General features: G+C 51.9%; 21 protein-coding genes and 1 tRNA gene. 7 read left to right on the top strand and 15 right to left on the bottom strand.

Annotated features, from left to right (window positions below):
• Window positions 1–181: 181 nt before the first annotated feature.
• Entirely contained in the window at window positions 182–2,224 is a 2,043-nt protein-coding gene (locus CA13_RS25000) for a vWA domain-containing protein (RefSeq protein WP_146401330.1), read from the bottom strand.
• 331 nt (window positions 2,225–2,555) lie between these two features.
• On the opposite strand from CA13_RS25000, the gene CA13_RS24995 reads away from it, so the two are divergent.
• Window positions 2,556–3,227: a metallophosphoesterase family protein gene (locus CA13_RS24995; protein WP_146401328.1), complete on the top strand. Its 672-nt coding sequence runs from the start codon at window positions 2,556–2,558 to the stop codon at window positions 3,225–3,227.
• Window positions 3,228–3,233: 6 nt separating this feature from the next.
• On the opposite strand, the gene CA13_RS24990 is transcribed toward CA13_RS24995, so the two are convergent.
• Window positions 3,234–4,229 (bottom strand): GIY-YIG nuclease family protein, encoded by a 996-nt coding sequence (locus CA13_RS24990; protein ID WP_419194787.1) that lies wholly within the window; start codon window positions 4,227–4,229, stop codon window positions 3,234–3,236.
• 32 nt (window positions 4,230–4,261) lie between these two features.
• On the opposite strand from CA13_RS24990, the gene CA13_RS24985 reads away from it, so the two are divergent.
• The 6 genes from CA13_RS24985 to CA13_RS35630 all read left to right on the top strand — a co-directional run bounded on the left by CA13_RS24985 (window position 4,262) and on the right by CA13_RS35630 (window position 6,905).
• Window positions 4,262–5,233, top strand: a complete 972-nt coding sequence (locus tag CA13_RS24985) for a D-2-hydroxyacid dehydrogenase (RefSeq protein ID WP_146401325.1) — start codon at window positions 4,262–4,264, stop codon at window positions 5,231–5,233.
• A gap of 28 nt (window positions 5,234–5,261) precedes the next feature.
• On the top strand, window positions 5,262–5,450 hold the full coding sequence (locus tag CA13_RS24980; protein WP_146401323.1) for a hypothetical protein: 189 nt from the start codon (window positions 5,262–5,264) through the stop codon (window positions 5,448–5,450).
• 198 nt (window positions 5,451–5,648) lie between these two features.
• Window positions 5,649–5,960 (top strand): hypothetical protein, encoded by a 312-nt coding sequence (locus CA13_RS24975; RefSeq protein ID WP_146401321.1) that lies wholly within the window; start codon window positions 5,649–5,651, stop codon window positions 5,958–5,960.
• A 9-nt stretch (window positions 5,961–5,969) separates the two neighbouring features.
• Entirely contained in the window at window positions 5,970–6,401 is a 432-nt protein-coding gene (locus CA13_RS24970) for a hypothetical protein (protein WP_146401319.1), read from the top strand.
• Between the two features lie 43 nt (window positions 6,402–6,444).
• Window positions 6,445–6,527 (top strand) — tRNA-Ser (locus CA13_RS24965).
• A gap of 246 nt (window positions 6,528–6,773) precedes the next feature.
• Window positions 6,774–6,905 (top strand): hypothetical protein, encoded by a 132-nt coding sequence (locus tag CA13_RS35630; RefSeq protein WP_419194786.1) that lies wholly within the window; start codon window positions 6,774–6,776, stop codon window positions 6,903–6,905.
• A 253-nt stretch (window positions 6,906–7,158) separates the two neighbouring features.
• On the opposite strand, the gene CA13_RS24960 is transcribed toward CA13_RS35630, so the two are convergent.
• The 13 genes from CA13_RS24960 to gmd form a co-directional block, all read right to left on the bottom strand.
• A complete protein-coding gene (locus CA13_RS24960; protein ID WP_146401317.1) occupies window positions 7,159–8,676 on the bottom strand; it encodes a hypothetical protein in 1,518 nt (505 codons plus the stop codon).
• Entirely contained in the window at window positions 8,677–9,108 is a 432-nt protein-coding gene (locus tag CA13_RS24955; protein ID WP_419194785.1) for a sulfatase-like hydrolase/transferase, read from the bottom strand.
• Entirely contained in the window at window positions 9,109–9,246 is a 138-nt protein-coding gene (locus CA13_RS35625; protein WP_419194784.1) for a hypothetical protein, read from the bottom strand. It abuts the gene before it with no gap.
• Between the two features lie 286 nt (window positions 9,247–9,532).
• Window positions 9,533–12,562, bottom strand: coding sequence for a glycoside hydrolase family 2 TIM barrel-domain containing protein (locus CA13_RS24950; protein WP_419194783.1), 3,030 nt, complete (start codon window positions 12,560–12,562; stop codon window positions 9,533–9,535).
• Complete coding sequence (locus tag CA13_RS24945; protein WP_419194782.1) at window positions 12,559–14,568, bottom strand: glycosyl hydrolase; 2,010 nt, start codon at window positions 14,566–14,568, stop codon at window positions 12,559–12,561. Before CA13_RS24945 ends, CA13_RS24950 begins: the two co-directional genes overlap by 4 nt.
• A gap of 249 nt (window positions 14,569–14,817) precedes the next feature.
• Window positions 14,818–15,012 (bottom strand): hypothetical protein, encoded by a 195-nt coding sequence (locus CA13_RS24940; protein WP_419194781.1) that lies wholly within the window; start codon window positions 15,010–15,012, stop codon window positions 14,818–14,820.
• A gap of 90 nt (window positions 15,013–15,102) precedes the next feature.
• Window positions 15,103–16,395 (bottom strand): DUF1559 domain-containing protein, encoded by a 1,293-nt coding sequence (locus CA13_RS24935; RefSeq protein ID WP_146401311.1) that lies wholly within the window; start codon window positions 16,393–16,395, stop codon window positions 15,103–15,105.
• A 237-nt stretch (window positions 16,396–16,632) separates the two neighbouring features.
• On the bottom strand, window positions 16,633–18,786 hold the full coding sequence (locus CA13_RS24930; RefSeq protein ID WP_146401309.1) for a serine/threonine-protein kinase: 2,154 nt from the start codon (window positions 18,784–18,786) through the stop codon (window positions 16,633–16,635).
• Between the two features lie 119 nt (window positions 18,787–18,905).
• Window positions 18,906–19,526, bottom strand: a complete 621-nt coding sequence (locus tag CA13_RS24925) for an RNA polymerase sigma factor (protein WP_146403876.1) — start codon at window positions 19,524–19,526, stop codon at window positions 18,906–18,908.
• Window positions 19,527–20,212: 686 nt separating this feature from the next.
• Window positions 20,213–20,416 carry a hypothetical protein gene (locus CA13_RS24920; protein ID WP_146401307.1) on the bottom strand — a complete coding sequence of 68 codons (204 nt, stop codon included), beginning with the start codon at window positions 20,414–20,416 and terminating at the stop codon, window positions 20,213–20,215.
• Between the two features lie 126 nt (window positions 20,417–20,542).
• Window positions 20,543–21,343, bottom strand: a complete 801-nt coding sequence (locus CA13_RS24915) for an SGNH/GDSL hydrolase family protein (RefSeq protein ID WP_419194780.1) — start codon at window positions 21,341–21,343, stop codon at window positions 20,543–20,545.
• A 553-nt stretch (window positions 21,344–21,896) separates the two neighbouring features.
• Complete coding sequence (locus CA13_RS24910) at window positions 21,897–24,287, bottom strand: glycoside hydrolase family 95 protein (RefSeq protein ID WP_419194779.1); 2,391 nt, start codon at window positions 24,285–24,287, stop codon at window positions 21,897–21,899.
• Window positions 24,288–24,730: 443 nt separating this feature from the next.
• Window positions 24,731–25,855: a GDP-mannose 4,6-dehydratase gene (gmd, locus tag CA13_RS24905; RefSeq protein WP_419194778.1), complete on the bottom strand. Its 1,125-nt coding sequence runs from the start codon at window positions 25,853–25,855 to the stop codon at window positions 24,731–24,733.
• Window positions 25,856–26,160 lie beyond the last annotated feature (305 nt).

Genomic DNA, 26,160 nt, shown 5'->3' with positions numbered 1-26,160 from the left:
ATCACAAAGTATTTGCAAAACCATGATCGCTCTTTACTCGCGGGTTGGGCATTTGAAGATTGCCGCCTTTCACTCCGCCTTTCACTCCGCCTTTCACTCCGCCTTTCACTCCGCGACTCACTCCGCGACCACACCGACACGGAATGCAAAGAACCAAGGCGCCTCGATCAGCAGCCGTTGGCTATAGCTTCGGAATCGGTCGCGATTGTTTCCGCTCTAACATCCGTGCTTGGTCATCCGCAGGTGGCGGATTGTTGTTATTGTTGTTGCCATTGTTTCGTGCCCTAGGCGTCATGTCGGTGAACTCCTCGGTCCACTTCCAACCAATGGGCACTTCCAATTCCTGGCTTGCCAACAACGCCCACGGAGTTCCCTTGTGGTTTTTCACTACTCCCTCTAAAAGTTCCCTCGCCAAATCGGCTTCCTTTTGCCACTTGCTTCCCACCGAAATCTCGTCACTTGCCTTGAGCACCCAAGTGTTATTTTTTTCTTCTTCGAATCGCATCCCTCGTTTGGCTTTTGCCAAAATCGCGTTATAGGTTTCCGTCCGAACCTTTTGAGCCAAGACGCGTCCCATCGCTAAGTCGTAACCCGCTTGCCATCGAGGGCTCTTTTCCGATGCTCGAACCTTCATCCCTGGTTCCAAAACCATTGCCATTTGAACCAGCATCGGTTCCAAGCGAGCGGCATCTTGTTGGGCCCGGGTCAACTCGCCCACCAAAGCCGCGTCACTGTTTTTTTCAAACCGTGTTCTCGGGCGTGATAACCCCTTCGCCGGCCGCATTTGCGCCGCACGGACCAGTGCTGTCCTTAGCGGGCTGGCGTGGACCTTGTTCATGTAGTCTTTCGGAGACAAATAGTCGGGGCGATAGCGAGACATCGCGGTCGGATCAAAAAAATACTCGATGTTCGCTGAGTAAGCATCCACTTCCCACCGCTTCACTTGGCGATTCACGTTTCGATTTGGATGAACGGAAAAGTAAATGCCATTGGTTTCGTAACAAAGTCGAGTCAAACCGTACGGCCCAAATCCACTATCGATGACCGGCTCCTCTTTGAAGTCGCCGGTGAAACCAACTTGGACCCGCTCGGGCATCAAGGTTTCGGGCCCCTGGTCAACTTGAGCCCATTGGGCCGATTGATCGTAATTCGGATCCGGGTCGACGTATTTTACCAATGTGTTTTCGCGGCCAAACGGTGCCGGCACGCCGATTACATAGACCGGGATACCCCATTTTTTGCACGACTCGATCGATGTTTCGACCATCCCCGCATCGTCACCTCGTTCGTCCGTCACAACCACAAACAATACATTCCGCCTCGGTCCTAACTTGCCCCGACTGCGTCTTAACGACTTGTACTCGTCCGCCGCCGACGTGATCGCAGTAAAGACTCTTTCTTCGCCCGATGAATCGACGGGGATCGATTGAACAATCTCTTTGATTTCCTCCAAGTCCTCGACCGGCTCTTTCGTGAACAGGGTCACGTCGTTACCGAACCCAATCACCGAAGTCAGCAGGGGAATATCGTCGGTGTCTCGGCGAAAGCCCATTGCACCGCTCTTCTTCGCAATGCCAAGCTCCGTGTAAATATGGTCAAAGCGATCGCGAATCTCTTGGCGTTGGCGATGCAGCGAACCACTTTGATCGAATAGCCAAACAACCAACGTCGGGCGGTCTTCGAGAGAATGAAGAATCTCGAATGTAATCCGGTCAACCGCGCCCGATGCCCCTTGAGTCCCCTTACCGACGCTCCCTTTCTGATTGGTCAATTTATCGAGCGGAGCAACCGCTTGTTTGAAAATGTTGTTAACCAGGACTTGCCCCTTCTCGGAGGGCTCTATATCGACCGGATTGGGAATCTCGGCCATCTCGGCAAACATCTCAGCCGATGCTTCGGCCATTTCCGATTCGTCTGTACTCGCAGCACCAAATTCCTCTTGGGGAAAGTCGCTGTAGACAACATTCTCGATCAATTCCACTTTTTGGAAATCGTCTTGTCGAACCGGTGACACTAAAACCACGGCGTCTTCGTCGACCGACATCGCTAGCGGAACCAACGGAAGGGCCAGGATGATGATCACATGAAACAACATGCTACCGACAAACGCAGTCGTCTCGTCGGAGGCAAAAAAGGACTCGTCCTCCAGTTCTTCCTCATCCCAAACGTCAACCGGTTCTGTGGCAAGCGGCTTAATTAAGTCTTTAGCTACCAAGGGCACCATTTCCTTTCAAACAAAGTCGATTCCCACTAATGATACTCGATCGGGACCATTTGGTCTGCGTTAATTTGCCGCATTCCACCCAATCCGGGTGGTCCACTATTTTTCTGGTCCTTATACTATGTTTGTCGTAGATCGCTTCTAAAATGTGCGTCGATTGATGTCGTGTTTCGCGGTGCGAAAGTGTGCTTCGATTCTTACATTTGCGGCGCAGAAGGCGTCTATCGGTGAACCTCCGGAGAACCCCGGAAAGTAAACACTGGTTCACTATCTCAGCCGACTTAGTGATCGTTCGAGCGATCAATGAATATTTCTTAGAAAGGTTTAGTGCACATTGTCAGGACGTTTGATTGCGATTGGGGATATTCACGGATGTCGAATCGCATTAGAGAAATTGATCGAAGTGATCTCGCCCAAAAAGGATGACATTCTTGTTTTGTTGGGCGATTACGTGGACCGCGGGCCTGATTCGAAAGGGGTGATCGATGCCCTGATCGAACTTCGTAAACAAACCCAGGTGGTCGGACTGCTAGGCAATCACGAGGAAATGATGCTCGAGGTGGTCCGCGAGGGACTTGCGCCTCACGCTTGGCTCAAACACGGTGGCGTGGAAACACTCGACAGCTACGGATTCGACGGAAATTTAAAGTTCTTGCCGCAGTCGCACATCGATTTTTTCGATTCGCTTGGCGATTACTTTGAATACGAGGACTATTTCTTCTCTCACGCCGCCTACGATCCCGACACTCCTTTTGAACATCAACCCGCCGAACTGCTCCGTTGGTACACACTCAACGATGGCTTCCCAGCACCCCACGTTAGCGGAAAGACCGTAATCGTCGGGCACACCGCGATGCGTGACGGCGAAATCGCCGACCTTGGCCACCTGCTTTGCATTGACACGTTTTGTTACGGCGGTGGTTGGCTAACGGCCATCGATATGTACAGCCGCCAAACCTGGCAAACGTCCCAAGAAGGCCATGTTCGACCTACAGTCGCACGTTGATTCGACCTACGGTCGGACGTTGAATCGTGGGTTTCGGCTGCGAATCAGTTCGCTTTCGTAGGCTCGCCGCACCGTGACTTTCGACGCAGGTGAATCACGCGGAAACACGTGCAGCTCCACGGTTACCGCACCCGATGCGTCGCCACTAAGAAATTCCGCTAACGACTCGCGGTCGCTTTCGGTCAAGTGAGTCGTCAATCGCTCGGCGAGATTCTTTGCCTCGCCAACGTAGAGATAGCCGTCCGAAACGCGAAATAAATAAACGCCGGGGCCCGTCGATATTTCGCTCGCGTCGAGCGCACCCTTTAGTTGTTCGATCGAGTACGTCTTAATTTCGCGTCCCCAATCAGCCACCCTCAACACTAACTCCGGCTTCAATGCTCGCCGTTTACGTAGACCCAATACAGCTTTGCGGACCGCGTAGTCGTCGACCTCTGCGTCGATTTTCTTCGCTTCTTGACTCAGTTCGCTGCGATACACGGGGTCCGCCAACATCGTATCAAGGCCAATCCGATGCCGATCGGTCACTACGCGTGCGGCGATTTCAGCGATCGGATAAACGGACTCGTCAACCGATTGACCTCGCCGCGTTGAGCGAACCGACAACTTGCCCGACTTGCGAAGCTGCAGCAGAGCCAACAGCGCATCCCGTTCAAAATGATCGTTCTTTGCCTCCTCGGATTGCTGAGCCTGAGCATTCCGCTTAGCCAACCGTGCAATAAACGGCTCTCGAAGGTCATCCCGGATGATCAACTCATCACTGCTATAGCCCTCGGAACTTGCCTTAAACGCCTCAATTAGGTCCATCGCTTCAAAAGAGTTTGCCGACGAGTCGACATCGGACTCGGCTACAGCGATACTCGTCCAACTTGCACCAACCAGAACGCCAACGACAGCCACCTTCGCGAACGACAGGATCGCGAGTAAATTCTTGGACAGTGACCTCTTGGACAGTGGCCACGGACGGGACGCTTTGGCCGTCCCCTTTCGATTCTTCCCCATTCGATTCTTTCCCGTCATTTTGCTCTCCCGCCATGCGAATTGTGCTCTGCTTTCCGGTCCTTGACAAGCATATCAAACAAATCCAAGAGGCTGCGCCGGATGCGGAAATTGTCAACGCGGGCCAAGAGCGTATTGATGAGCTGCTACCGACGGCGGACATTTTCATTGGGCACGCAAAAGTCCCCGTCGACTGGGACCGCGTTCTGCGAGCGAACCGATTGCAGTGGATTCAGTCCTCCGCCGCAGGACTTGACCATTGCCTAGTCCCAGGCGTGATTGCGTCGAACATTCCCGTTAGCAGCGCCTCAGGACTGTTCGCTCCGCAAGTGGCCGAACAAACATTTGCGTTGCTGTTCGGGCTACTCCGACAATTGCCACTCTTTTTACGAGCCGCGGCGAAACGAGACTTTACGCGATTGCCCACCGACGACCTGCGTGGCAAAACGGTCGGCATCGTGGGGCTCGGAGGCAATGGGCGAATGATCTCGCGGATGCTGGCCCCTTGGAACGTACGCATTCTTGCGACCGATTATTACCCGGTCGAGAAACCGTCTGAGATCGAGGAACTTTGGCCTCACGATCGGCTCGACGATCTGTTGGCTGCCAGTGATATTGTGATTTTGACGCTGCCGCTCAATTCCGATACGGAGGGGCTGATTGACGCGGCCCGGTTGGCAGAAATGCCTCGCGGCAGCTATATGATCAACGTTGCTCGCGGCGCAGTCATCGTCGAATCGGCACTGGTTGAAGCGCTCGCCAGCGGCCAAATTGCCGGTGCCGGTCTGGATGTCACCGAAGTCGAACCACTTTCCGAATCGAGCTTGCTTTGGGACGACCCAAAAGTCATCATTACACCGCACGTGGGAGCACAATCCGAACGCCGCGTTGACGACACCGTGAACTTGGCATGCGTCAACCTACGACGCTATCTGGCAGGTAAAGAGCCCTACAACCTCGTGGACAAACGACTCGGATTCCCCCACCCATCCGTGGTTTATCGATAACTCACGAGCCCCAAAAAATGGATTCCCTATGAGCAGCAGTCATCGTAGCCATACGTCCGACGCGGTGATCAAAAAGGAGGCCCACGCGACCGGGGCGGTGCTACTGCCAAAAGAACAGCCCGAAGACTTTATCGCTGAATTCAACCGTACCTATGCTTCGATCGGTTGGAAAATCGAATCGCTACCGCCAACCAAAGTAATCAAGAATCGCGATTAGGTCGATTCTTGCCTTTTCCGCGGAGACTGCGAAGATGAGCTTGTCCCCGTTCACTCCTCGAAAGGCGTTTTTGCTGGGATAGAACTATCCAAAAGGCAACGTCATCTCGGACGTCTTGATTTCGGACACCTTGACGGGTTCGGTACAAATTCCGTAACACTCATCGCAATCAATTTCCTCATCCAAAAGGTCCACTATATGTTTCGAGTTCTAATGTTTGCTGCCGCCTTTACCCTTTTGCCTGCAATTGCTTCTGCGGACGAAGTCGTTCGCTACCAATTGACCGAGTGGAAAGCAAAGCACATTCACGATGAAAAAAAGGCTGACACAATCTCCAAGACGCTCAAGAAGCTTGGTTGCGAACTAGAAAAACACCAACACGATGGCCATATTGACGTCAAATATCGCTGCCCCAAGTGGCACGAATTGAAATTAGAAACGCATGACGAAGCCCATAAATGGGAAGCGTGGCTGAAAGAATATGGCTTCAAGACCGAACACAAACACTAGGCCGATCGATTGAGCTCTCCAATAACGTCCGCACGCTTGGCGGTCCAAGCCGCCAGCATCGCGACTCGTGTCGCCAGCGGTGTCGCATCCGAGGTTGCAAGCGGCGTCCAAAAAGCAATTGGCGGATTCGAACAAATCTTAACGGATCCGTCCTCCAATGATGCGTCGCAAGAACCTCAAACACTTGAAAACAGGATCGATCAAGTCGCCGATGCGATTCGGTCCCAGTTAGCTGCGATGGGTATTTCCGTGAACCCGCCAATCGAGCTTTCCGTCCATAAGAATGGTTCGGTTCGGCTTTCGAGCAACCATCCTAGGGCTGCCGAGATCGAAACGGCCATCACTGGGAACGAGTCAATAATGGGGCAATTGGGAAAAATTCGGTCGCTCAGCGATGTAGATCGGGTCGTCGTTTCCCAACAAGATTTTCCCCACGCTTGACGAGATGAGCAAACACCGTAAATATACGCGTATTGAGTCGTTTGGAGGATAAGCGAATTGGCAAGCAGGTTGATTCGAAATCAATTGCTCCGTAAGGAGTTGCGGGTTCGAGTCCCGTGTCCTCCGCTACTTTCAGAACACCGCCTGAAACGTTGGGTTTTAGGCGGTGTTTTTTATTGGCCCCGTCGACTAGGCCAATACTGGGACCAAATCGTGTATCTCAAGTGTCTTGTTTGAACCACTGGATATCGGTTCGTCATCGCTCCTCGCCCAATGTTGGCTCATCGTTGGCGACGGAACGTTCGGCACTTCCTCCGAGCAGTTCAGTTGATCCATCTTCCGACGCGACTCCTCGTCATTGAGGTGATACTCGTGTCGCACCTTCGCGAAATCGGTAAGCCAATCGTCATCGCCAACGGTGGACCGTCACGTCCGATGCTGCACAACATGACGATTCATTTTGACGAAACCGTTACGGTGTACGGAACCATCGTGACAAGCTGATGACTTTCTATCAGTTTGACGCGTAGGAGCTCGACGACTTGCAAGCCGATCCCGACGACCTGACGAACCGGCACGAAAACCCTAAGTATGCTGATCAGGTGGTGAAATGAAGGTCGAGCTAGAGCGATTACGAAAGCACTACGATAACGACAGCGATGTCGCAGTCATACCAAAGCAGTGGCAGCAAGAGACTCGTCAAGTTCCAGCGTCATGCGGACATTAAACGGTGACAAGCCCAAAGAAGGACTGACGACTACTCAAGGCCCTTCTTTGATGCTGCGTTCTCGGCGATCTTGCGATCCTCGGCCGAAAGCTTGTTTAGCCGGTATTTGAAGGTGCGTCCGTCGGCCTGCCGGAAAAGACCGACCCCCTTTTCCACTGATTCAAGAGATGCTTTCACTGGTTGCGACTGAGGGACACTGGAACGCCATACTCGCTCTGCGACGAGGCTATCTTCAGCTTTGCTTGGTGAACGACTGGTATTCTTGAGGTCGATCTTAAGCAGAACAATCGAAGTGGCCGGAACGTTTTTCAATGCGAAATACTTCCCATTCCTAGAATCGACTTCCAACGTCCCGGATGTCTTTGTCGCCTCCGTGTTTCCGCCAGCCCAGTACTCACAGCTTGCCTCCACTGCAATGCCACGCTTTAACAAAATCGGCATCTCCGCGATTTTGGATCTGGGATTGAAAAACCAAACCCAAACGGTTTCGCCGACTCGTGTTCCCTGCGCCAAGTAGGCATCCGGTTCATTGTCTTTGGCTTTGTATCGTCCGGATGTGTAAATACAGGATCCTCCGAGCAGGCTTCCGATCGCCTTGCGCCGTATCAGGTTGGTAGGGTCGTCTTGAAATCCGCGAGCCCACCAGATGTACCCCTCCGCTCCGAGCTGATTCGTTGCAAACAAAATTGCTAGACCGTCTCGAACGGCGGCAATGTGCTCGGCTGGCTCTGGACTGCTGCGGACGTGCAACTCGGTGTGCCACAGAGGACGTCCTCGCGTGATTTCGAAAAGCTGCCTCCAGTCGTCGATGGAACCACTCTTCAAATCCGGATAGAAGTGGGTACCCCAGATATCGGCGTATTCAAGACCTCGACCTGCCCTAATCGACTGGGCATATCGGACGGATGTGGCAACGCCAAAACATTCTGCGCCGATATATTGGAAGGACCGAAATTCCTTTGGCACCTTGCGATTCGCAAGCTCCATGTCCAACGCTCTCGCAGTCGCGAGATAATGCTGCGGCGTGAGGGCGCCCGAAATTTCGTTGTTGAGGCCAAGAAAATCGATAGCGATCCGATTCTTGCGTAACCATTCAACGTAGTCGGCGACGAGTCTCGCGTACTTCTCCGGAACCGGACGTTTCACCTTTGCACCGAAGATGGAAGCGACCTCGTCTGACTCAACCCACGCGGGAAAGGTCTTTTCCTTCGCAAGTTTGAGACTGGCAAAAATCTTTACATCCGGGTTGAGGGATCGGATGTTGCCCAGGCTTTTTAGCATCGGCCCATAGGGTCCTGGATCGATGGAGCCATCCTCACGGTGGGCAAAGGCTTCGATCGGGATGCGAACGATATTGGCGGGTGTATCTTTGTAGAGCGTTGCCGCTCGATCGGGCGTGCTAGTGTTGTCTTTCCAGCCCTTCAAATCCCATCCAAAGTACTGCACCGTTGCACCAGTAGGACGACCAGGATCGATTTCAATTTGCGCTAGCACTACCAATGGTTTGGTCGCGATCAACAGGAATAGAATCAGAATGGGGAATTTCATTCAACAGCCTAAGTTGGCATGAGACGATTGACATGACTTCTCTTTCTCATTCGTATTCCTGATTAGCACAAACCGAAAGTCGATCGTCGTGGGACTAACCACTGCGGGAAAATGAACGAGCGTTGGCATTCGAATGCCGCCCTCCCAAAGATCGCGTTTGATGCCATCAAAGGGGCCGAAAGACTCAAACGAAGTTGACGCGTAGTCGAAAGCTTTTAGGCAGCTTTCACAATGAGGCCCATTGTCGCTTGTGAACACGACCATCGTATTCTGGTCAATCTCCAGGTCCTGGAATGTTATTATTAAATCGCCGACGCAATCGTCAATACGCCGCACCATGGTTGCAAACCGCTCTTCAACGTCGGTCCACGCCTTGTCGATGCAATCGGAGTGACGAGATGAATCGATCGTCCCCGCTACGGTTTTGATCATTTACCCAGGCGTCCCCAACCACTGCAGGCCTCCGTCAACACCTTTGCCTGCTGGATACTCGACCATGGGACGTTGCAGTGCCGCATGGAGAGTGTCGTACGCCAGAGAGAGAGAAAGGATCTCCACCCAATTTTTCATTGTGAATAATCCAGTCTTTGGCTTGCAATGCGAATTTGGATTGCCTAGTGACCAATGGTGAGCCAGGTAGTGAACAGCCAACCTTTAGGAAGCAACTCTAACATGCTTCTCCTGCGATTCGTTTGCTTCACGAGAGAAGAGGAACTTGCGAGTGGAGAAACTGCCCAGATCCTACGTGATGTAACGAAAGTGGGCTCCGAGAATTCTCACCTGGCTAAGAAAAATCCAAAACGCTTTGATCGCTAGCCATGAAGCTGGCCCCCAACGATCAAGCGAACCAAACGACCTAGTGAACTGAAATTTCGTCAATGTACATGCCGCCGTTTTCAATCGTGGATAAGCGTATCGTATTTGCACCGCGAACGATCGGAATCTTGACGGTCAGCGTCTTCCAATCCGAACCCCAATTTTTTGCATTGGGAAGCAGCAATTTTTCCTCGATGACCTTTCCGTTGACAGTTAGCATCATCGCACGGCCGGGACGTCCCTTGGTTTTTCCGCTGTAGCGTATGGTGAGATTCGCTTGCCCAGCGTCGCCGTCATTCTCCTGATACCACTCGACGTAGGCACGTCGATTTTGACCAAAGTCAATGAACCCTTTTCCATTGAAGTTCAATCCCTGCGAGATAATTTTCGCGCCGCTAAGTGTTGCATCTTCGGCCTGGTCGCTACCCAAGTTCGGTGCTTGTTGCTTATTGTCCCATACGAAGCCTTCGTCACCCGCAAAACGCTCTCGGAGATTCTGAACGGGTTTTCCGTTCAGCGAAACTAACGCCTTGACTGTGGTCCCCGGTGGAACGTCAAACGCTTCGGTATACCGAGCCGACTGCATCGTCGGCGCTGCACCGTCGAGCGTATAAAAGATCTCGATTTCCGCCGCTGGAAGTTTGCCTCTTAACGCGAGCAGCTTTGTGTCGATGCTGACGATGTTGGAGGTGACTTGTTTCTTTTCCCCTAAAATGCAACTAGCTAACAAAGCGATGTCGCCGGTCTCATCGGTCGATTCCACAAAGGCTCGCGTCAATCCATAGAACGCGTTCCGACTATCAACGGCAAAATGTTTCTCTACATCAATGGGGCTTCCGTTGTCGAGCGCCCGAAGTTTTCCAGGCCCCATCACACGAAAGTGCGTCCGGTTTTCGCCGTAGGGATAAAATCCGCCATTTCCATCTACCGTCGTGACCCGAACCTGAACGATATCTTTGCCAGCGTTTGCCAAAGGTTCTCCGTCGATTGATAAATCGATCTTGGCGGGCGCCCCGGCGGTTCGGATGACCTTCTCCGCTGCAACGTGATTACCTCGATAGCCAACGGCTTTCAGTTCGCCCGGTTGCCAGCGGACCATCCATTGGCACTGCATTGCATCCCATTCCGTTCCAGGCGTTTTTCTTCCCAACGATTGCTCGTCTAAAAACAATTCAACTTCATCGCAATTGGAATAGATCCAAACCGGTATCTGCGTACCCTGCTTGAGTGTCGGATGCGTCCAGTGCGGCAAGATGTGAACCATCGGTTGGTCGGTCCACTGGCTTTGGTAGAGATAGTATAAATCCTTTTCAAAGTTGGCCGTATCGATGGCACCGCCCATGAACGACTTGAACGGCCAACCGCCATGAACGTAGCTTGCTTCGCCGATATAGTCGAAGCCCGTCCAGCGAAACGAACCGGCATAATTCGGGATATCACGTAACTGCTGGATATTTTGACGCGAACTCAAGCGAACGGTGGCGTTGTCATAGCTAGAATTAAAGACCTGCTTTCGGTTGGCCCGCCCGTTGGAATCCGTCCAATCATTGGTAAACACTTCCTGGTCTGTTAAGTCGGGAATCCAATGCATTGCCTTTTTGGAATAGCCGTCGCGATACCAAGTCTTGGTGCGATAGAAGCCGCGTACCTGCCAAGTGTGAGTGTTTTCGGTGCCGATGAAGACACGATCCTTTTTCAGACGCTCGAACCAGCCCAGCTTTTCGCTACCGCCGTTAACGCCGAATACATCCATGTGCTCCGATCCGGAATGCCCAGAGGTGACTGGGCGTGTGGCGTCCAGCTGGTGACACCGTGCCACCAACTCCTTGGCAACCGGCCCGTGCGTTTCGTTGCCCACGCTGTAGATGACGACCGAAGGATGGTTGCGATCACGCTTGATCCAGTCGGTCAAATCACGCTCCCACCAGTCGTCGAAATAATAACGGCCATAGTCGTGCGTCGCCTTTTTTAGCCAGCCATCAAAGATCTCATCCATCACTAGCATGCCGGTTTCGTCGCAGATGTCGTAGAAAACGGGAGTCTGTGGATTGTGCGAAGTCCTGATCGCGTTGCAGCCCATTTTCTTAAGCTGTTCGATACGGTAGCGCAACACCTTGTCGGGAACGGCCGCGCCTAGCGCGCCCGCATCCTGATGATTGCAGACACCACGAAGCTTGACGTTTTCACCATTAAGCCACATGCCGGTTTCTGGCTTCCATTGAACGTCACGAATGCCAAAACGAGTGATCGTTGTATCAATGTCTTTTCCGTTAGCAATCACCTTGGTGACCGCACGGTAGAGATTCGGATCATCAACGTCCCAACGAAGCGGCGACGAAATTTGAAATTGGAAACTAGAAACCTGATGAGTTCCCGCTGGGATTCCAATTGACCTGGACCCTTTCGCCACTTCCATACCACCGGGATCGATGATCGATACTTCAACCTGAACGGTTTCGTGATCGCTTAGCGTATTTTGAATTTCAGCGTCAAGTTCCACCTTGTTGCCCTGAGAGCGGACGAAAATCCCAGAGGTTGGAACATGTACCTTTTGCTTCACGTCGATCCAAGTGTGAGCATAGATGCCGCTGCCGGTGTACCATCGCGCCGACGGTTGCTTGCTGTTATCTACCCGCACGGCAAAGGTAATGGAATCGGACGCTTCGGTGATGTCGCTGATATCGTAGGCGAAGGAACTCCAACCATAGGGTCGCGTTCCCAGCTTTCTGCCATTCGCCCAAACCGTGCTGTTCCTATAGACGCCATCAAACGCAATCTCTACATGCCGGTTTTTCCAATGACTGGGAACAGGAATGGTTTTGCGGTACCAACCGATGCCCGCTGGAAGATATCCACCGGTGCCGCCCATCGGATGATCTTGGTCGTAGGCTCCTTCGATACTCCAATCATGGGGCAGATCCAATTCCCGCCATTGGGCATCATTAAATGCAATCTGCTCGGCCCCGTTAGGATCGCCAACCGAAAATCTCCAATCGGCGTCAAATGATATTTCAGCGGCCAAACACGCGCTGGGCAAAAGAAACAACGCGAAAAAGAAATGTTTCATCATGAGCAAAACGGCCGATAGGGGGCAGTGAGAGTCGTCAAAGCGGAGCTGTCGGCCTTTTGAAGTTTGCGTCGGCGACGGGCGATCATAATTGGAGCCAAGCACAACAGCATTGCAATCAGCGCAGATGGTTCCGGAACCGCAGAAACCGAGATGATTCCGTCACTTTGAAAGCGACGAAAATCCCAATTGCCATTGGCAAGTGTCGGAGCTTCGATCGTTCCAAATTGGCCACTGAACACGGTAAAGTCTAGAACATCAAAATGGTCACCAACCAACGGTTGGAAACCGTCAAGAAGAATCAGTTCTAACATAGTTCCAGCTTCGACGTTTAGCGATCCATTCAACACAAGTCGATCGAAATCGGATATCGACAACAGCTCGAGACTTAGGCGAGACCCCGCCGCAAAATCGGCACTTCCCCCAGTCAATGTGCCCGTGCTACTTCCGGGCGCAACGGTTCCGCCGTTGGTGTCAATCTTTGAAGCGATCTCACCATTCCCCCCCAGCGTGCCATTGGAATTAATAATGATGTTGTTGCCGCCGACGGATCCGTCAACGATCAAGGTTCCCTCGTTCACTGTCGTGTAGCCGACATAGCTATTCATCCCTTGCAACGTCATCGTTGCTACACCTCGTTTGACGATCCCACCGTTGTTGCCGACCAGATTTCCAGCAATCATAAAATCTTGGTTCGTCTCAAAAAACGATTGCCTGAATACCGTACTCTCGCCTGTCAATTTGACCCCTGGGCCGTCAATGGTGACTGTGCCGCCCCGCAAATCGATGTCATAGGGAAGTTCGAAACCGGTGCTGTCCACGGCATTGCCCAGTCGCAAATTAGAACCTGAATCCAGTCGCAGGCTTCCGCTCCCGACCGCATTGGTACCGGAACCGGAAATCCACAACGATCCTTGGTTGCTTGTGCCGCCCATTAGGCGAATTTCGCCATCGTTGAAGATGTCGACATCGCGAAGCCGAACCGTGTTGCTGCCAATTTTCTGAAGCGACGCTCCATCTTCGACCGTCAGCGAGCCCCATCTAGCCAAGCCAAAGTCACCCGATCCACCAATCGAACTGGAGGCATCGGAACCATCATTGTTTCGCATCGCGTAGACACGTCCGATGGCCGAGTTTCCCAATGCATTTCCATCGTTTATCAGACCGCCACCACGAAGAAAGAAAAAGTCAGTCCCCTGGTTTTGGCCGTTGATATCCTTCGTTTGGCCTGCGGTAATGGTTGAACTGTAATTATCACCCGCCTCGGTGGGGCGCCAGAGTCCATACGAGTTCTTTGTTACCAAGCGGGAATCATTGTTGTGATTCCACCAGCCATACCGGGTCACATGGTCGCGTGATTCCAATCCAGCAATCGCGGTCTTCATGAATGTCGCGTTCCATTGCTGCATCTGCTGGTCGGTGTAGTTATTGCCCCAGTCGATGCCAGCAAACTCGGTGACCCAGACATTGCGACCGTAGTCGTTGTGGTATTTATCGACCCTGTTCAAAAAACTGTTGGCCGCACTTGTGGGGTTGTTGATGTTGACGGTTCCGTACCAATGGAATGCGACTTCATCAACGGTCAAGTTCGGGTCCGCATCGACCTGGTTCATGAAGTCAGTCAACCATGCCCGGCCATCGACGGTGTCTGATACGGCGGGACTGACTAGCTTAATGCCGGTGTTCTTGAACCCGTTGCTGATTGTCGCCCACTGGCCGATCGCATTGGCAACCGTCATATTCGCTTGTTTGTCTCGCTCAGGCTCATTGAATCCAAGAACATAGTTAACGTTCCCATATCCTTTGATTGCATTGATCTTTGTGTTCAGGTTTCCACCGGACCAAAACATTGGCACGTATTCGCCAACATACCCGTTGGGATTTTGGTAGCCCCAGTCATACGCCCAACGCGAATTGACGGAGTTGGCTAGCGAGCCGTCGCCGGCACCCAGTCCCCGTTTGGCGTCCTGCGAATGGACTTCGCAAGGCGTAAAACAGGAACAAGCCATCGAGATTGCAACAACCCAGGCCAAGCTTGACCATTTGCATGCCGGAAACAATCTCTGTATTTCAATGAGCCTCATAAAAATTCCCTGAGGTTATTAACTCAGCAACAAAGTTAAAGTAGTTTCGGATGATACTCGTCATCCTGCCAGAAAGCTATGATCACATTCGATAGCTCGTATGCTTGCCCGTGTTCTCGGCGATCCTCAAGAAGATCGCCAGGGGCAGCAAGAATAAACAACTCGTTTGTTTATTCATTCCTTCTCTGCTTCTGGAGCTGGGTCCGCGACTTCACCTGGATTATTCAACAATATTTCAGCCTGAAGCGCCTCGAATTCTTCAATCGTCATATCGCTTTGGTCAGTCACTAGCCCGCCCTGTTTTGAATCACAACCTACGAAGCCAACAAGGCCGCACAGCAGGCATAGGAAAGTAAGGTGTCGTTTCATCATTTGACTTCATCTTAAAAAATGGATTTGCATGGGTTGGTGCACACAGAAAAAATCTCTTCACTCTTGGTCCATGAGCAGAGGGTGAACTTAAAACTCTTCCTCAATCGTTTCCTTCGAGGCACGAGTTCCCAAGGCTCCCCAAAGGCCATAAGGACTCACTGAGCCCGGGGCACTTTTGCCCGTACCTCTCAGGGCAACAGGAGTAACCGTCTGGTCGCCGGCTTCAATCGAGTCGGTAATAAACTTCACCGCGCCATCGCCCATCAAGACATGACATCCACCTTGGTGTCGGCTGCTAGGCGGAAGCACACCCGACCGGTTATACACCCAGTTTGTTCCTGGTTCGTTTCCTTTGGTCGTACAAGTGGCAGAGTTCGGCGGCGCCATCGTATTGATCGTGCTCATTTGAGGTTGGCCACTCGCCCAGCGAAATCCACGCAGTGTGAGAGCAGAAACATTGGACATCGGTCTAATTGCACCAGCAATCCAAAATTGTGGCCGCACCGGATCGATGGCAGCATTTCTGGAACACTCACTCGGCGATCCGGTTGGCGGATTAAGCAGCGTTCCACTTGATAGCTCTGCTTGAAGCGTCACATTTGGGTTGTTGCCCAATGGATCAGTTCGTATGTCTTTATCGCCGAGATCGGTAGCAATCTCACCCGACATGATCGTATTAGACAAGCCATCGAGAATGTCACGGAACCGCATTTTTTTTCGTGGCACGAAGGCACCGCGCTGACCGGCTTGAACCGATTGAGCACGTTCAGCGGTGCGGTTCATGGAATTGTTCGCGTATCCACCGGCACCGCGGAATGGGCTGTCGCCCAGGCAGGCAGCATAATTTGTCCGACCGAATGCGGGGAGCCCGACACCTGGGTCACTCGGGCATCTGAGTGTTGGGATCTGCGTCACGTATGGAGGGTACTGAATTTTATCGGGCGTTGGCCCGAAAGGGACCCAAGGGTTTGCAACAGAACCAAGTCCAGTCGTTGCTCCATCGGTACGGCCGACCAACGAGTTAGAAATTTGCTCCCACAGCGATTGTGCCTCGAAGAAGGGTAGCATCCCAACGAAAATGCTGTGTCGCTGTCCGTTGTAGTAGTTCCGAGGGTGGGTAGCAGATCCAGCTCCCATTCTTCCGTCATCCGTTCCTGACATATGAGTTGGCATCTGTTGGTAAGCCGAGTGGTAATTGTGTACCGCAAGGCCGATTTGCTTGAAATTGTTGCTACAGCTCATTCGCCGAGCTGCCTCTCGCGCTGCCTGAACGGCAGGAAGCAGCAACCCTACAAGTACGCCGATGATTGCGATCACGACGAGCAATTCGACGAGTGTGAATCCGCGTGCAGTTCGCGGAGAAGGCCAAGATATGTTCATAAATATATTATCCAAAAGAATGCGAAAAATAACGAAATGTGGTTATTGCCTAGTGAGATTCAGTGGCATTACCGATGCGGACAGCGGCAATCTGAACACTTTCATTAGAAAATGCTGAGAAAAACACGAATCGAAACCATTCGCTTCATGTTTTTGGAGACGGCCATTTAAACACCTCCATGAGAAAATGCTCGATTTAATCGATCCGACATGCTGATTGTGGCATGGCCAGAAGGGTCATTCAGACCCCAGCATGACTTCGATCGACTTCGGCAGGCTTGCCATTTGTGACTCCGACACCTGGTCGGGATCCATCAAAAGGCGACGGAGCGTTCGGTTGCCCTGTAGCGCAGAAAGATCGGTAACAGGCGTCTGGCGGATATCCAGTTCCAGCAACTGCATGCTGTCCACTTCGGATAAGTCTTGAAATTGCGTCCCCCGAAGATCCAGCACTTTGGGTTTCAGGATGTGCAATAGGCTGAAACGATTTGGATGGCGGTTAGAAATTGCGATCGTCCTGTTGAGGTGAGTCAGACCATTCCCACGCAAACGCACCGTTGCAGTGTCGGGGTCATAGGTCATCCCTTCACGGTTCCAAAGTGAATTATTGATCTGTACCCAAGCTCGAGCAATTGCAAGTTTGTCTTCGGGCGATCGATCGTGAATTCCGTCATAGATCATCATCTTTTCAGCGAGCGGCGCCCGCCACCGATCCACCGAAATCAATTCCTGCATTACCGCGATGAAGTGGCCTGTGTCGAGGTGGCCGTCTGAATTTAGATGTGGCAAATACTTTTCGGCGAGTTGAACGAGATCTGGATGAATCTCTTTGCCATCTCTGACCAGATTGAGCGCCGCTTGAAAATCCTGGGTGAGAAACAAAATCCAAAACTTTTGAGTCCAGGCAAACGACGCTGGCGGAGGGTGAAAATCGAGAATCGAGTCCATGTGATCGAGCGCAAACTGGATGGCAGACCGCAACCCCATGTCACGCTGCAACGCTGAGTCGATGACAAAATCTGAATGGCGAGCCGCAGCTGCAACTTGCCGATAGCGACGTTTGTTCGACAGCTCCTTTTCAGCCATATACTTTGCCAGAGACTCTTCGGCGCTCCTTCGTTCATGCTCGGCTTCAACGAGGGCTGACTCCGTCAGCTGTTGGGCCTGTTCCGCACGCCGTTGATCTTGTTCAGCGCGTAGCTGCGCCTGTTCCGCAATGATTCTCGATTCTTCTGATCTAGCACGTGCTTCAACCGCTACGGCTTCAGCATTCAGAGCTTGCTCGCGGCTGTTGCGAAGCTGCAGCACGAAAAACGTGACACACATTGCCAAAACAGTCAGCAAGCCCAACGCGATTGAGCATGCCTCGCGATGCCTCCGAAAAAACAAGGCCGCTTCGCGACGCAGACTGGTTCGCTCCACTGACGTACTAAAGCCAAGCATAAAACGCGAGATGTCTTCCCGCATTTCCTCGACTCTCTGATAACGATCGGCGGGGTCGGTCTCGATGGCCGTGGCAATCGTCGCCGCCAGCGCAGAGTCGATACCCGAATTCCCGGACCTCGATTTCACGGGTGCATTTAAGGTCAGCATTTCCTGTAAAAGACAGCCGAGAGCGTAGATGTCCATTTGTGGAGTTTTTTGTTGCCGCTTGTCTTTTTGCTCGGGGGCCATGTAAGTCGGCGTCCCACTGGCGGATTGCAAAAGTGATCCATAAAGATCGGGATCCAGCAGTACCGTAGATTCGTTACCGCCGTGCTCGCGAGCCATGACGACGCCCATCCCCCAATCGCAGACCTTCACCTCTCCAAAATCACCCACAAAGATGTTCTCGGGTTTGATGTCCAGGTGTAAAACGCGGCGTGAATGAGCGTAAGCGATGGCATCGCAAACTCGTAGAAAGAGATCCAATCGTTGATGCAACGGAAATTCTTCGCTTGATCGACCATCCTGCAGCGACTTGATGACCGCACGCAGCGAATGTCCGTGTCTTAATTCCATTGTGAAAAACGGACGCCCTTTCTGATCAATGTCCATGTCGAACAGGTTGATGATGTTGGGGTGATCCAATCTCGCTGTCAGGTGGGCCTCGCGTAAAAATGCGTCGTATTGATCGCTCGAAAATTCTGGCAAAGGCTTGGCCATTGCGACATGCCGCACCGCTCTGGCGTCGTAAACGCGATAAACCTCTTTCATTCCACCGCGACCAATCAGCTCGGGTTCTTGGTAACGCTCTTTGATTCGTGAAATCGAACAATACAGAGGACAAATTTCGTCATCGGATTCCAGGCAATCACCGAACGCATGCGATGGATCGGCTTGATCGAACAAGTCGTCTACTATCGGCTTGATCCGCTGTATTGCTTCGCGGTGGGAATGATCGCTGGTCATCAGGGCACTAAAAGATTGGGTTTCGGATGATTGGTGAGAACCGTGGCTAACGGCCTACTGATTCAATTTACAAAGCACGGCATCTCGTCGTCAAAGTGACGATCTCTCGCAAATTGAGTTCATCGATTGTCATCGGGGAGCTCTAGCTCTCGTCGTAATTCATGCGCTTCGCGAACAAGACGCTTTTTGACGCGATGCTTCAACACATACACGCTTTCTTCGCTGATATTCAATTGTTGGCTGATCTCTGCAGCCGACTGTCCCTCGACGCTTCGGACAAATACATCCACGGCATTTCCAGAAAAGATCGTTTTCAGACGCTCGAGAGCTAGGTTCACAATATACTCCTTCCACTCTGCCTGAATCCGCAATTCCAATTCGGATTGGCCCATCAGAACTTCCCCAAATTCGATCGAATCCGAGCTTACTGTTGTCTGGTTGCGTCCTTGTTTCCGATGCCAATCGACCAGCGTACTATGGATCAAGTACGACAACCATGTTCGAAAACGAGCTCGCTGCGGTTGGTATTGATAATTGACCAAATCTTTCCAAAGTCGCATCAGCACCAATTGGCAGACATCGTCGAGGTCGGATCGAGCCACTCCCATGTGAACAAGAATCCGACCAATGAACGGTTCATAGTATCCCAGCAATTCCTCCCACGCCGGATGGTCTTTCCCGGATTGGGCAAGCTCCAGCAACGAAATCCGAGTCGGCAGGTTTTGTGATTGACTATTCAAAATGAAGACGAAGCCCGGTTTGGAGTACCGTCCTAGTAAAACTGTTTGCCCATTTGGGTCGATCACCCAATCTTTGGTCTGAGGGCAGAGCAAAAATGACGATCGACCGACCGCATTCGAGCAAGTTGACCTCGGCACCTCTCGCAAAAGCAAGCAAACCAGTCACCACCGTTAAAGCCACGCTTGAGCGATTCATGCGCTGCTATCGAAGACTGATTTCCCTCTATTTTAACCGTCTCGAGCAATAAGAAACATCACGATCGGAAATCGCTTCACCACAACGATTTTCCTATGAGCCAACGGAGTGTTGCATCCAGTTACTCGACTCGACATTTCGCTTGCCTCGATTTCCGTGTATCCCAGCATAGCCGACGTTGCGGAATGCTGCTCGACGGAGATTTGGTGAGGCACCGCTTGGGCTTTTCCAGAGCAAGCAGATCATCACCGGCTGCGTTACACGTTTGCGGTGATCGGTTCAAACAGAGCGTCAAGGGCACGGAGGACTTCATCGATGTCCCTGAACTCTGGAAAGGCACAAACCAGTGACGACGCTCATGCGGAATGCTCACATCGGTGCATCGTCCGTGGCCAGCTTTGATTGCAACATGCGTCGTTGTGGAAAGAAGTCGTGACGGATTGGTTGTACGCCCACATCGATGGTATACGAATTCCATTGCCACCCGTAGCTAAGCTCGATAAAGCACCGTTCCGTCGGTCTCTGCTCCGTCGCAAGGTTTCCAGTCGTCATTCAGATCGTCTGCGACAAACATGACGATTCGCTGCGTTTTTAGATCATTGTTTTCATTGACAATGAAGCAGAGCACAAATTTCCCATCAATTTCTTTTGTTGATGGATTGTGTGGCGAATTAAAGGTTGGTGCCAAAGACACTGTCAGGCTTAATTCTGTCAGGCTTAATTCTGCCAGGCCAATGCACGATGAACGGTACACGACGCCCGCCTTTCCACACATCAAACTTAAACCCGATCAAATCTGCATGGGCATCATGCCGCCTCTTTAATGCTGGCTGCCCCGTATGGTCACCGCAGGCGACACTTCCGTTTTTTCCTTCCCGCTTCTTTCCTTTGAAAGTGCTGCGGATATCTCAAGGGCGACCTTATCCGCCAAATAGGCATATCCTTGCGGTTTATAGTGGACGTCCCCTTTTCGTCTCCAAATTCCAGGCAGTCTCAGCGAAGCGTGAGCATGCAGGTCATCGATCAAAACCCCGTTTTTCTTCATGATGAATTCAGCAATCAAATTGTATTCAATTTCATCTCCAACCTTTCGCCCGGCCTCAAGCTCTGGCACTGGCGTTGTCGCGCACCAAATCAGCGTCGCGTCTGTTTTCTTCAAGCGGGCAACGATCTGCTCAAGGCTCTTGCGGTATTGATCAGGACTTGCGGTCAATATTCCGCTGACCTTGTCTCGATGCCCTTGCGTCTTTGCCTTTGGATTTCGGTAGCAAATGTCCCACAAGCCCCAATTGAAATGGATGACATCCCACTTCCGTGTTCCGATCCACTTGCCTAGGTTTTCACTACCGTACGCTGCGTTTTTCCCATTTGTGGGAATTCGAAAGACATCTGCCTTTCCCCTCATCCGCTTGCGAACGTCGACCGTGTACCCAATCGATATTGAATCGCCGATCAACAGCACATTGGGCAGCTCCGGATCGTCCTCGGGATTCGCGAACGCATCAGAATACTCCTTTCCAGTGTACAGCTCGTCCTTACTTGCCAAGTCCTGTGCAAAAGCGCCCACCGTTGTCGTCAGAAAAAGGATGACGCACAGTTTTTGTAGAACAGATCGATGCACCCACTCACTCCCTATTTAGATTTGTTAAAACTCCGACATCGATAAAGCACGCTACTTGTTGATGCGTTTCGCGATTGCAGCATGCTTGTCCGCCACGCTGTACTAAGGAGTTGGCTATATACACTGCGGCCCATTCATTTTAGTTCGCCATTGCTTCAGCAGCAGGTGTAACTCCATCGTCTTTTCCGCACAGGAAGCTGCAATACCTGTTTGTTCGCCTAGGTCGGAACAGAGATTTTAAAGTTCAATACGGAAATCCTCGAAGTATTCATGAAGCTTCCATTTACCGTGTCGAAGCGTCGATCCCGGATCGTGTGCGAAACAGTAGATCATGCGAGTCAAGGCCAGTGCGTGAAGTCGCTTCCAAATAGATGGGAAAATGTCAGAAAAGTGTCCGCTCAGGAAAGGTTCCCTGCTGTAGAAAAAGCGTCATCAGGCTTAAGCCATCAAGCGCCTTGCTTGTTGCATGGGACCACTCCCCGGTGCCACTTCCCGAAGTCGATCGTCTTGTATGGCGAGTAGCTGTCAAATTTTCATTTGAATTTCAAAACGATTAAAACAGATCATAAGTTCCGTTCTTTTCCGTATCGAGCGTTTCCTTCTGATCGCCATATCGCACGGTACAGGTCTTGCCCAACTTGGAGCGCAGCGTGGCCGATGTCAGGACTCCCTTGCTCCATTCAATGTCAACTTCAAAACCGCCTCTTGCACAAAGCCCCTTCACGGATCCGTCCGCCCATGCTTTGGGCAAAGCAGGAAGCAGGTCAATTTGACCCGCGTGCGATTGCAACAGCATTTCAGCCACTCCGGCCGCGCCGCCAAAGTTGCCGTCGATTTGGAAGGGGGGATGTTTATCGAAGAGGTTGTTGTGAGTCGATTTCTTTAACAGCAGGCCGATATTCTCATGCGCCTTTTCCGCATCCATGAATCGTGCCCAAAAGTTGATGATCCATGCCCGGCTCCAACCGGTATGCCCACCTCCCCTGGAAAGCCTGAACTCAATGGTTTTTCTGGCCGCACGCACCATTTCAGGGTTGTTGTAAATGTTGTACTGCCTGCCCGGATGGAGTCCAAACAGTTGAGAGACATGGCGGTGGCCCGGATCCTTTTCCACAAACTCCTCCGTCCATTCCATCAACCGTCCGTCCGACCCGACTTGAGGCAGCGAGAGTTGATCGAGTGCGTTTTGAACGGCCCGAGTGAAGTCATCCTCCACGCCCATCAATTGGGCTGACTCCAACGTATTTGTGAACACGTCCCATATCACCTGCTGATCCATTGCAGGCCCCATCGTCAGGTTACAAGGAGCCTTGGTTTGGGGATCAAAGAACTTGTTTTCGGGTGAAGTGCTTGGGCCGGAAACTAACTTCCCCGTTTTCGGGTCTTCGACCAGCCAATCCAAAAAAAACAGCGATGCTTCTTTCAAAACTGGATACGCGCGATTTTCCAAGAACTCCTGATCCCCGGTGAATCGGTAGTGCTCCATGAAGTGCTGCGTGCTCCATCCTCCGCCGACAACCCACTGCCCATACTGAACGTTTCCAAACGGAACCGTCCCATGCCAAACATCGGATGTGTGCCCGACAAAGAATCCGCCACAACCATATAAATCTTGGGCGGTCTTCTTACCTGACGGAACGAGTCGTTCAACATAGTCCATGAATGGCAGATGACATTCCGAAAGATTGGTCGACTCCGCAAGCCAATAGTTCATCTGGACATTGATGTTGGTGTGATAGTCGCTGTTCCAAGGCGCGGCCATATCCTTACACCAAATGCCCTGCAGATTGGCCGGTAAGCTTCCCGGCCGGGACGACGCCATTAAAAGGTATCTGCCATACTGAAAATAAAGAGCTTCCAAGGCAGCATCGATCTCTCCGTTTTTATAGCCCTCCAATCTGGCGATCGTCGGCTTGGTTGACGGGTTACCAAGGTTCAGGTCCACCCTTCGGAAGAGTTCTTGGTGCGCATCCGTGGCGTCTGCTTTCAGTTTGTCGTATCCCTTCTGCTCCGCCGCAGCGACGATGCCGTCGCATTTTTGCACCAAATCATCCGTCAACGGATGGTCGGTATCGTCTCGGTTGTAGTCCGTTGCCGCGGCAATGTAGATCACCGCTGAGTCCGCATTCTTGACGGTCAAAGTGCCGTCTTCCGTCTGGGTAGATCCGTTTTCTGTGACCACCTTGTAGATCGTGGCAAACTTAACGCCCAAGTGCTGGTTGCCTTGTGAGGCTTGGCCGGTTGCGATCACGGTGGCATTGTCACCGGCCCTGGTCGCAAAGATTCCCTCCCGCTCTATGCGGGCATTGAATGAAACGGATCCAGGCTTGTCTGCCGCGATTTTGACGGCGATGACATCGTCAACCACGCTCGCATTCACTTCGCGGATATAGTTGACTCCATTAATGTTGTAACGCGTCGTCGCAACAGCCGTGTCGAGATTCAGCGATCTGCGGTAAGCGTTCACCTTCTCTACAAGACCGAAATCAAAGCGTAGCTCCCCCATCGTCTGATAGCTTCTGGGAGAGATGCGATCAACCATAATCGCTTGCTGTTTTTCCTGCGCCTTGGTGTACTTCCTATCAAAGAGAAGCTGCCGCACCTCATCAATCGTGCTCCTTACACTCTTCTCTACCTTAGGGATCGGCGGGCCAGCCCAGATGGAATCTTCGTTGAGCTGGATAATCTCTTTCGAGACGCCCCCATAGACCATCGCTCCAAGCCGACCGTTGCCCACAGGCAGGGCTTCTTCCCAGTGAGTGGCTGGCAGGTTGTACCACAAGGATAGTGGTTGCTTAGGAGCTTGATTAAGAGGCTGTACTTCCGCTGTTTCCTCGTAGTTGAACTTGCTCGTTTTGCCCTTTATGGGCGCAGCATGCAGGTCCAAACCGGAAACGGCAACCATAATCAATAGGGTGCATAGGTGAACGAAGTTCGTATTCATCAATCTCTTCTTTGTTGAGTTTCGATCGTCAAACCAAAGGGCAAACTAATCCAGCGAACGAACAATCGCCACCCAGGACACTGATTTTGCAGGACTCGTGACAGCACGTGACCACGAATGACAACAAACAAATATCTACAAGTCATTTGCCTCAAAGGACTTGTAGCCAAAAGTGCTTGCTCAGTCGCAATTGAAAACAAACACTTCGGAGCGTCCCATGTCCTCCGTATTAAAAAAACCCCGTAAAGCAAAGCAAAATGCTCTGCGATACGGGGTTTTATTTTACCCGAGACGGCTTACGGAGACGGACTGCTAGGAAACCCTCGAAGTCACTCCAAGAAATACACGCTGGATGGATCTACTCAAACCACGCCTGCTACCCAAATTCCATTCGTGAGTATTTGTGACCTTTGCAGCAAAAACGAACCGCGAACAACGGCTTCCTACTCCACGGCAACATTCACGTGGTGGCCGTGACGTTTCAGCAAAGCATGCTTGCGTGCGTTGACCAAGTCATTTGCGACCATTTCCGCACACATCTCTTCCACACTAATTTCGCACTCCCAGCCGAGTTTGGCCTTGGCTTTTGCGGGGTCGCCTAGCAGTGTTTCCACTTCCGCGGGCCGGAAATAGCGAGGGTCAACACGAACGATCACGTCACCGACGGAGACTTGCGGCGCTTTCTCGGCATCCGCAATCTCGGTGACGGTCGCGATTTCATCAATGCCCTCCCCGGTAAAATCCAACTGCATCCCGGCTTCGGCTGCAGACATTCGCACGAAGTCTCGAACGCTGATTTGTTGTCCCGTGGCGATCACAAAATCCTCGGCGGTTTCTTGTTGCAGCATCATCCACTGCATCCGCACGTAGTCCTTGGCATGCCCCCAATCACGCAACGCGTCCATGTTCCCCAAGAACAGACATTTTTCGAGTCCTTGAGCAATGTTCGCCAATCCGCGAGTGATTTTACGCGTGACAAACGTCTCACCTCGACGCGGCGATTCATGGTTGAACAAGATCCCGTTACAAGCATACATCCCGTATGACTCGCGGTAATTGATCGTGATCCAATAAGCGTACAGTTTCGCACACGCGTAAGGCGAGCGAGGGTAGAAGGGTGTCGTTTCTCGCTGCGGAATCTCTTGAACTAACCCGAACAATTCCGACGTCGATGCTTGATAGAAGCGAGTTTTCTTTTCTAGCCCCAGAAAACGGATCGCTTCTAACAAACGAAGCGTGCCCAAGCCATCGACGTCCGCTGTGTATTCAGGCGACTCGAACGAGACCGCCACATGCGATTGTGCGCCAAGGTTGTAAACCTCGTCGGGTTGCACTTCGTTGATGATCCGAGTCAGGTTCGAAGTGTCAGTCAGATCGCCGTAGTGGAGTTTAAAATTAGCGTCCGGATGAGGATGCCCGCCAGAGGCATGCGGGTCTTGGTAAATATGATCGATCCGTTCGGTATTGAAGGACGAAGAACGGCGTTTAATACCATGGACGGCATAGCCTTTTTCAAGCAGCAACTCAGCAAGGTACGAGCCATCTTGTCCGGTAATCCCGGTGATCAAGGCAGTAGGAGTTGAAGAAGTAGTCAGCGGTCAATCCTTATAGATAGTTTAAAAAAATGGCATCATAAACGAGTTGCAAAGCATTGCACTCACGAAAGTGCGATCCCAGATTATTGTTAACCCAAAGCATAGGCTTGTCAGCTATACACAAGTCGTCCTTAATCCCGAAGAGATTTCAAGCCATTAGCCGTAGGTCGCGGTAGCGCACCTACGGACAGATAGCAGAAAAAGAGCTTCTCGCTCCCGAAACGTGACGACCTAGACACTGTACCAAAGTCGAGACGATACCTGAGTCGAGACCATGT

The organism is Novipirellula herctigrandis (assembly GCA_007859835.1).
Taxonomy (GTDB): Bacteria; Planctomycetota; Planctomycetia; order Pirellulales; family Pirellulaceae; genus Novipirellula_A; species Novipirellula_A herctigrandis.
Note: the sequence above shows the minus strand (reverse complement) of the source record. Positions and strands in the feature narration are given on the sequence as shown.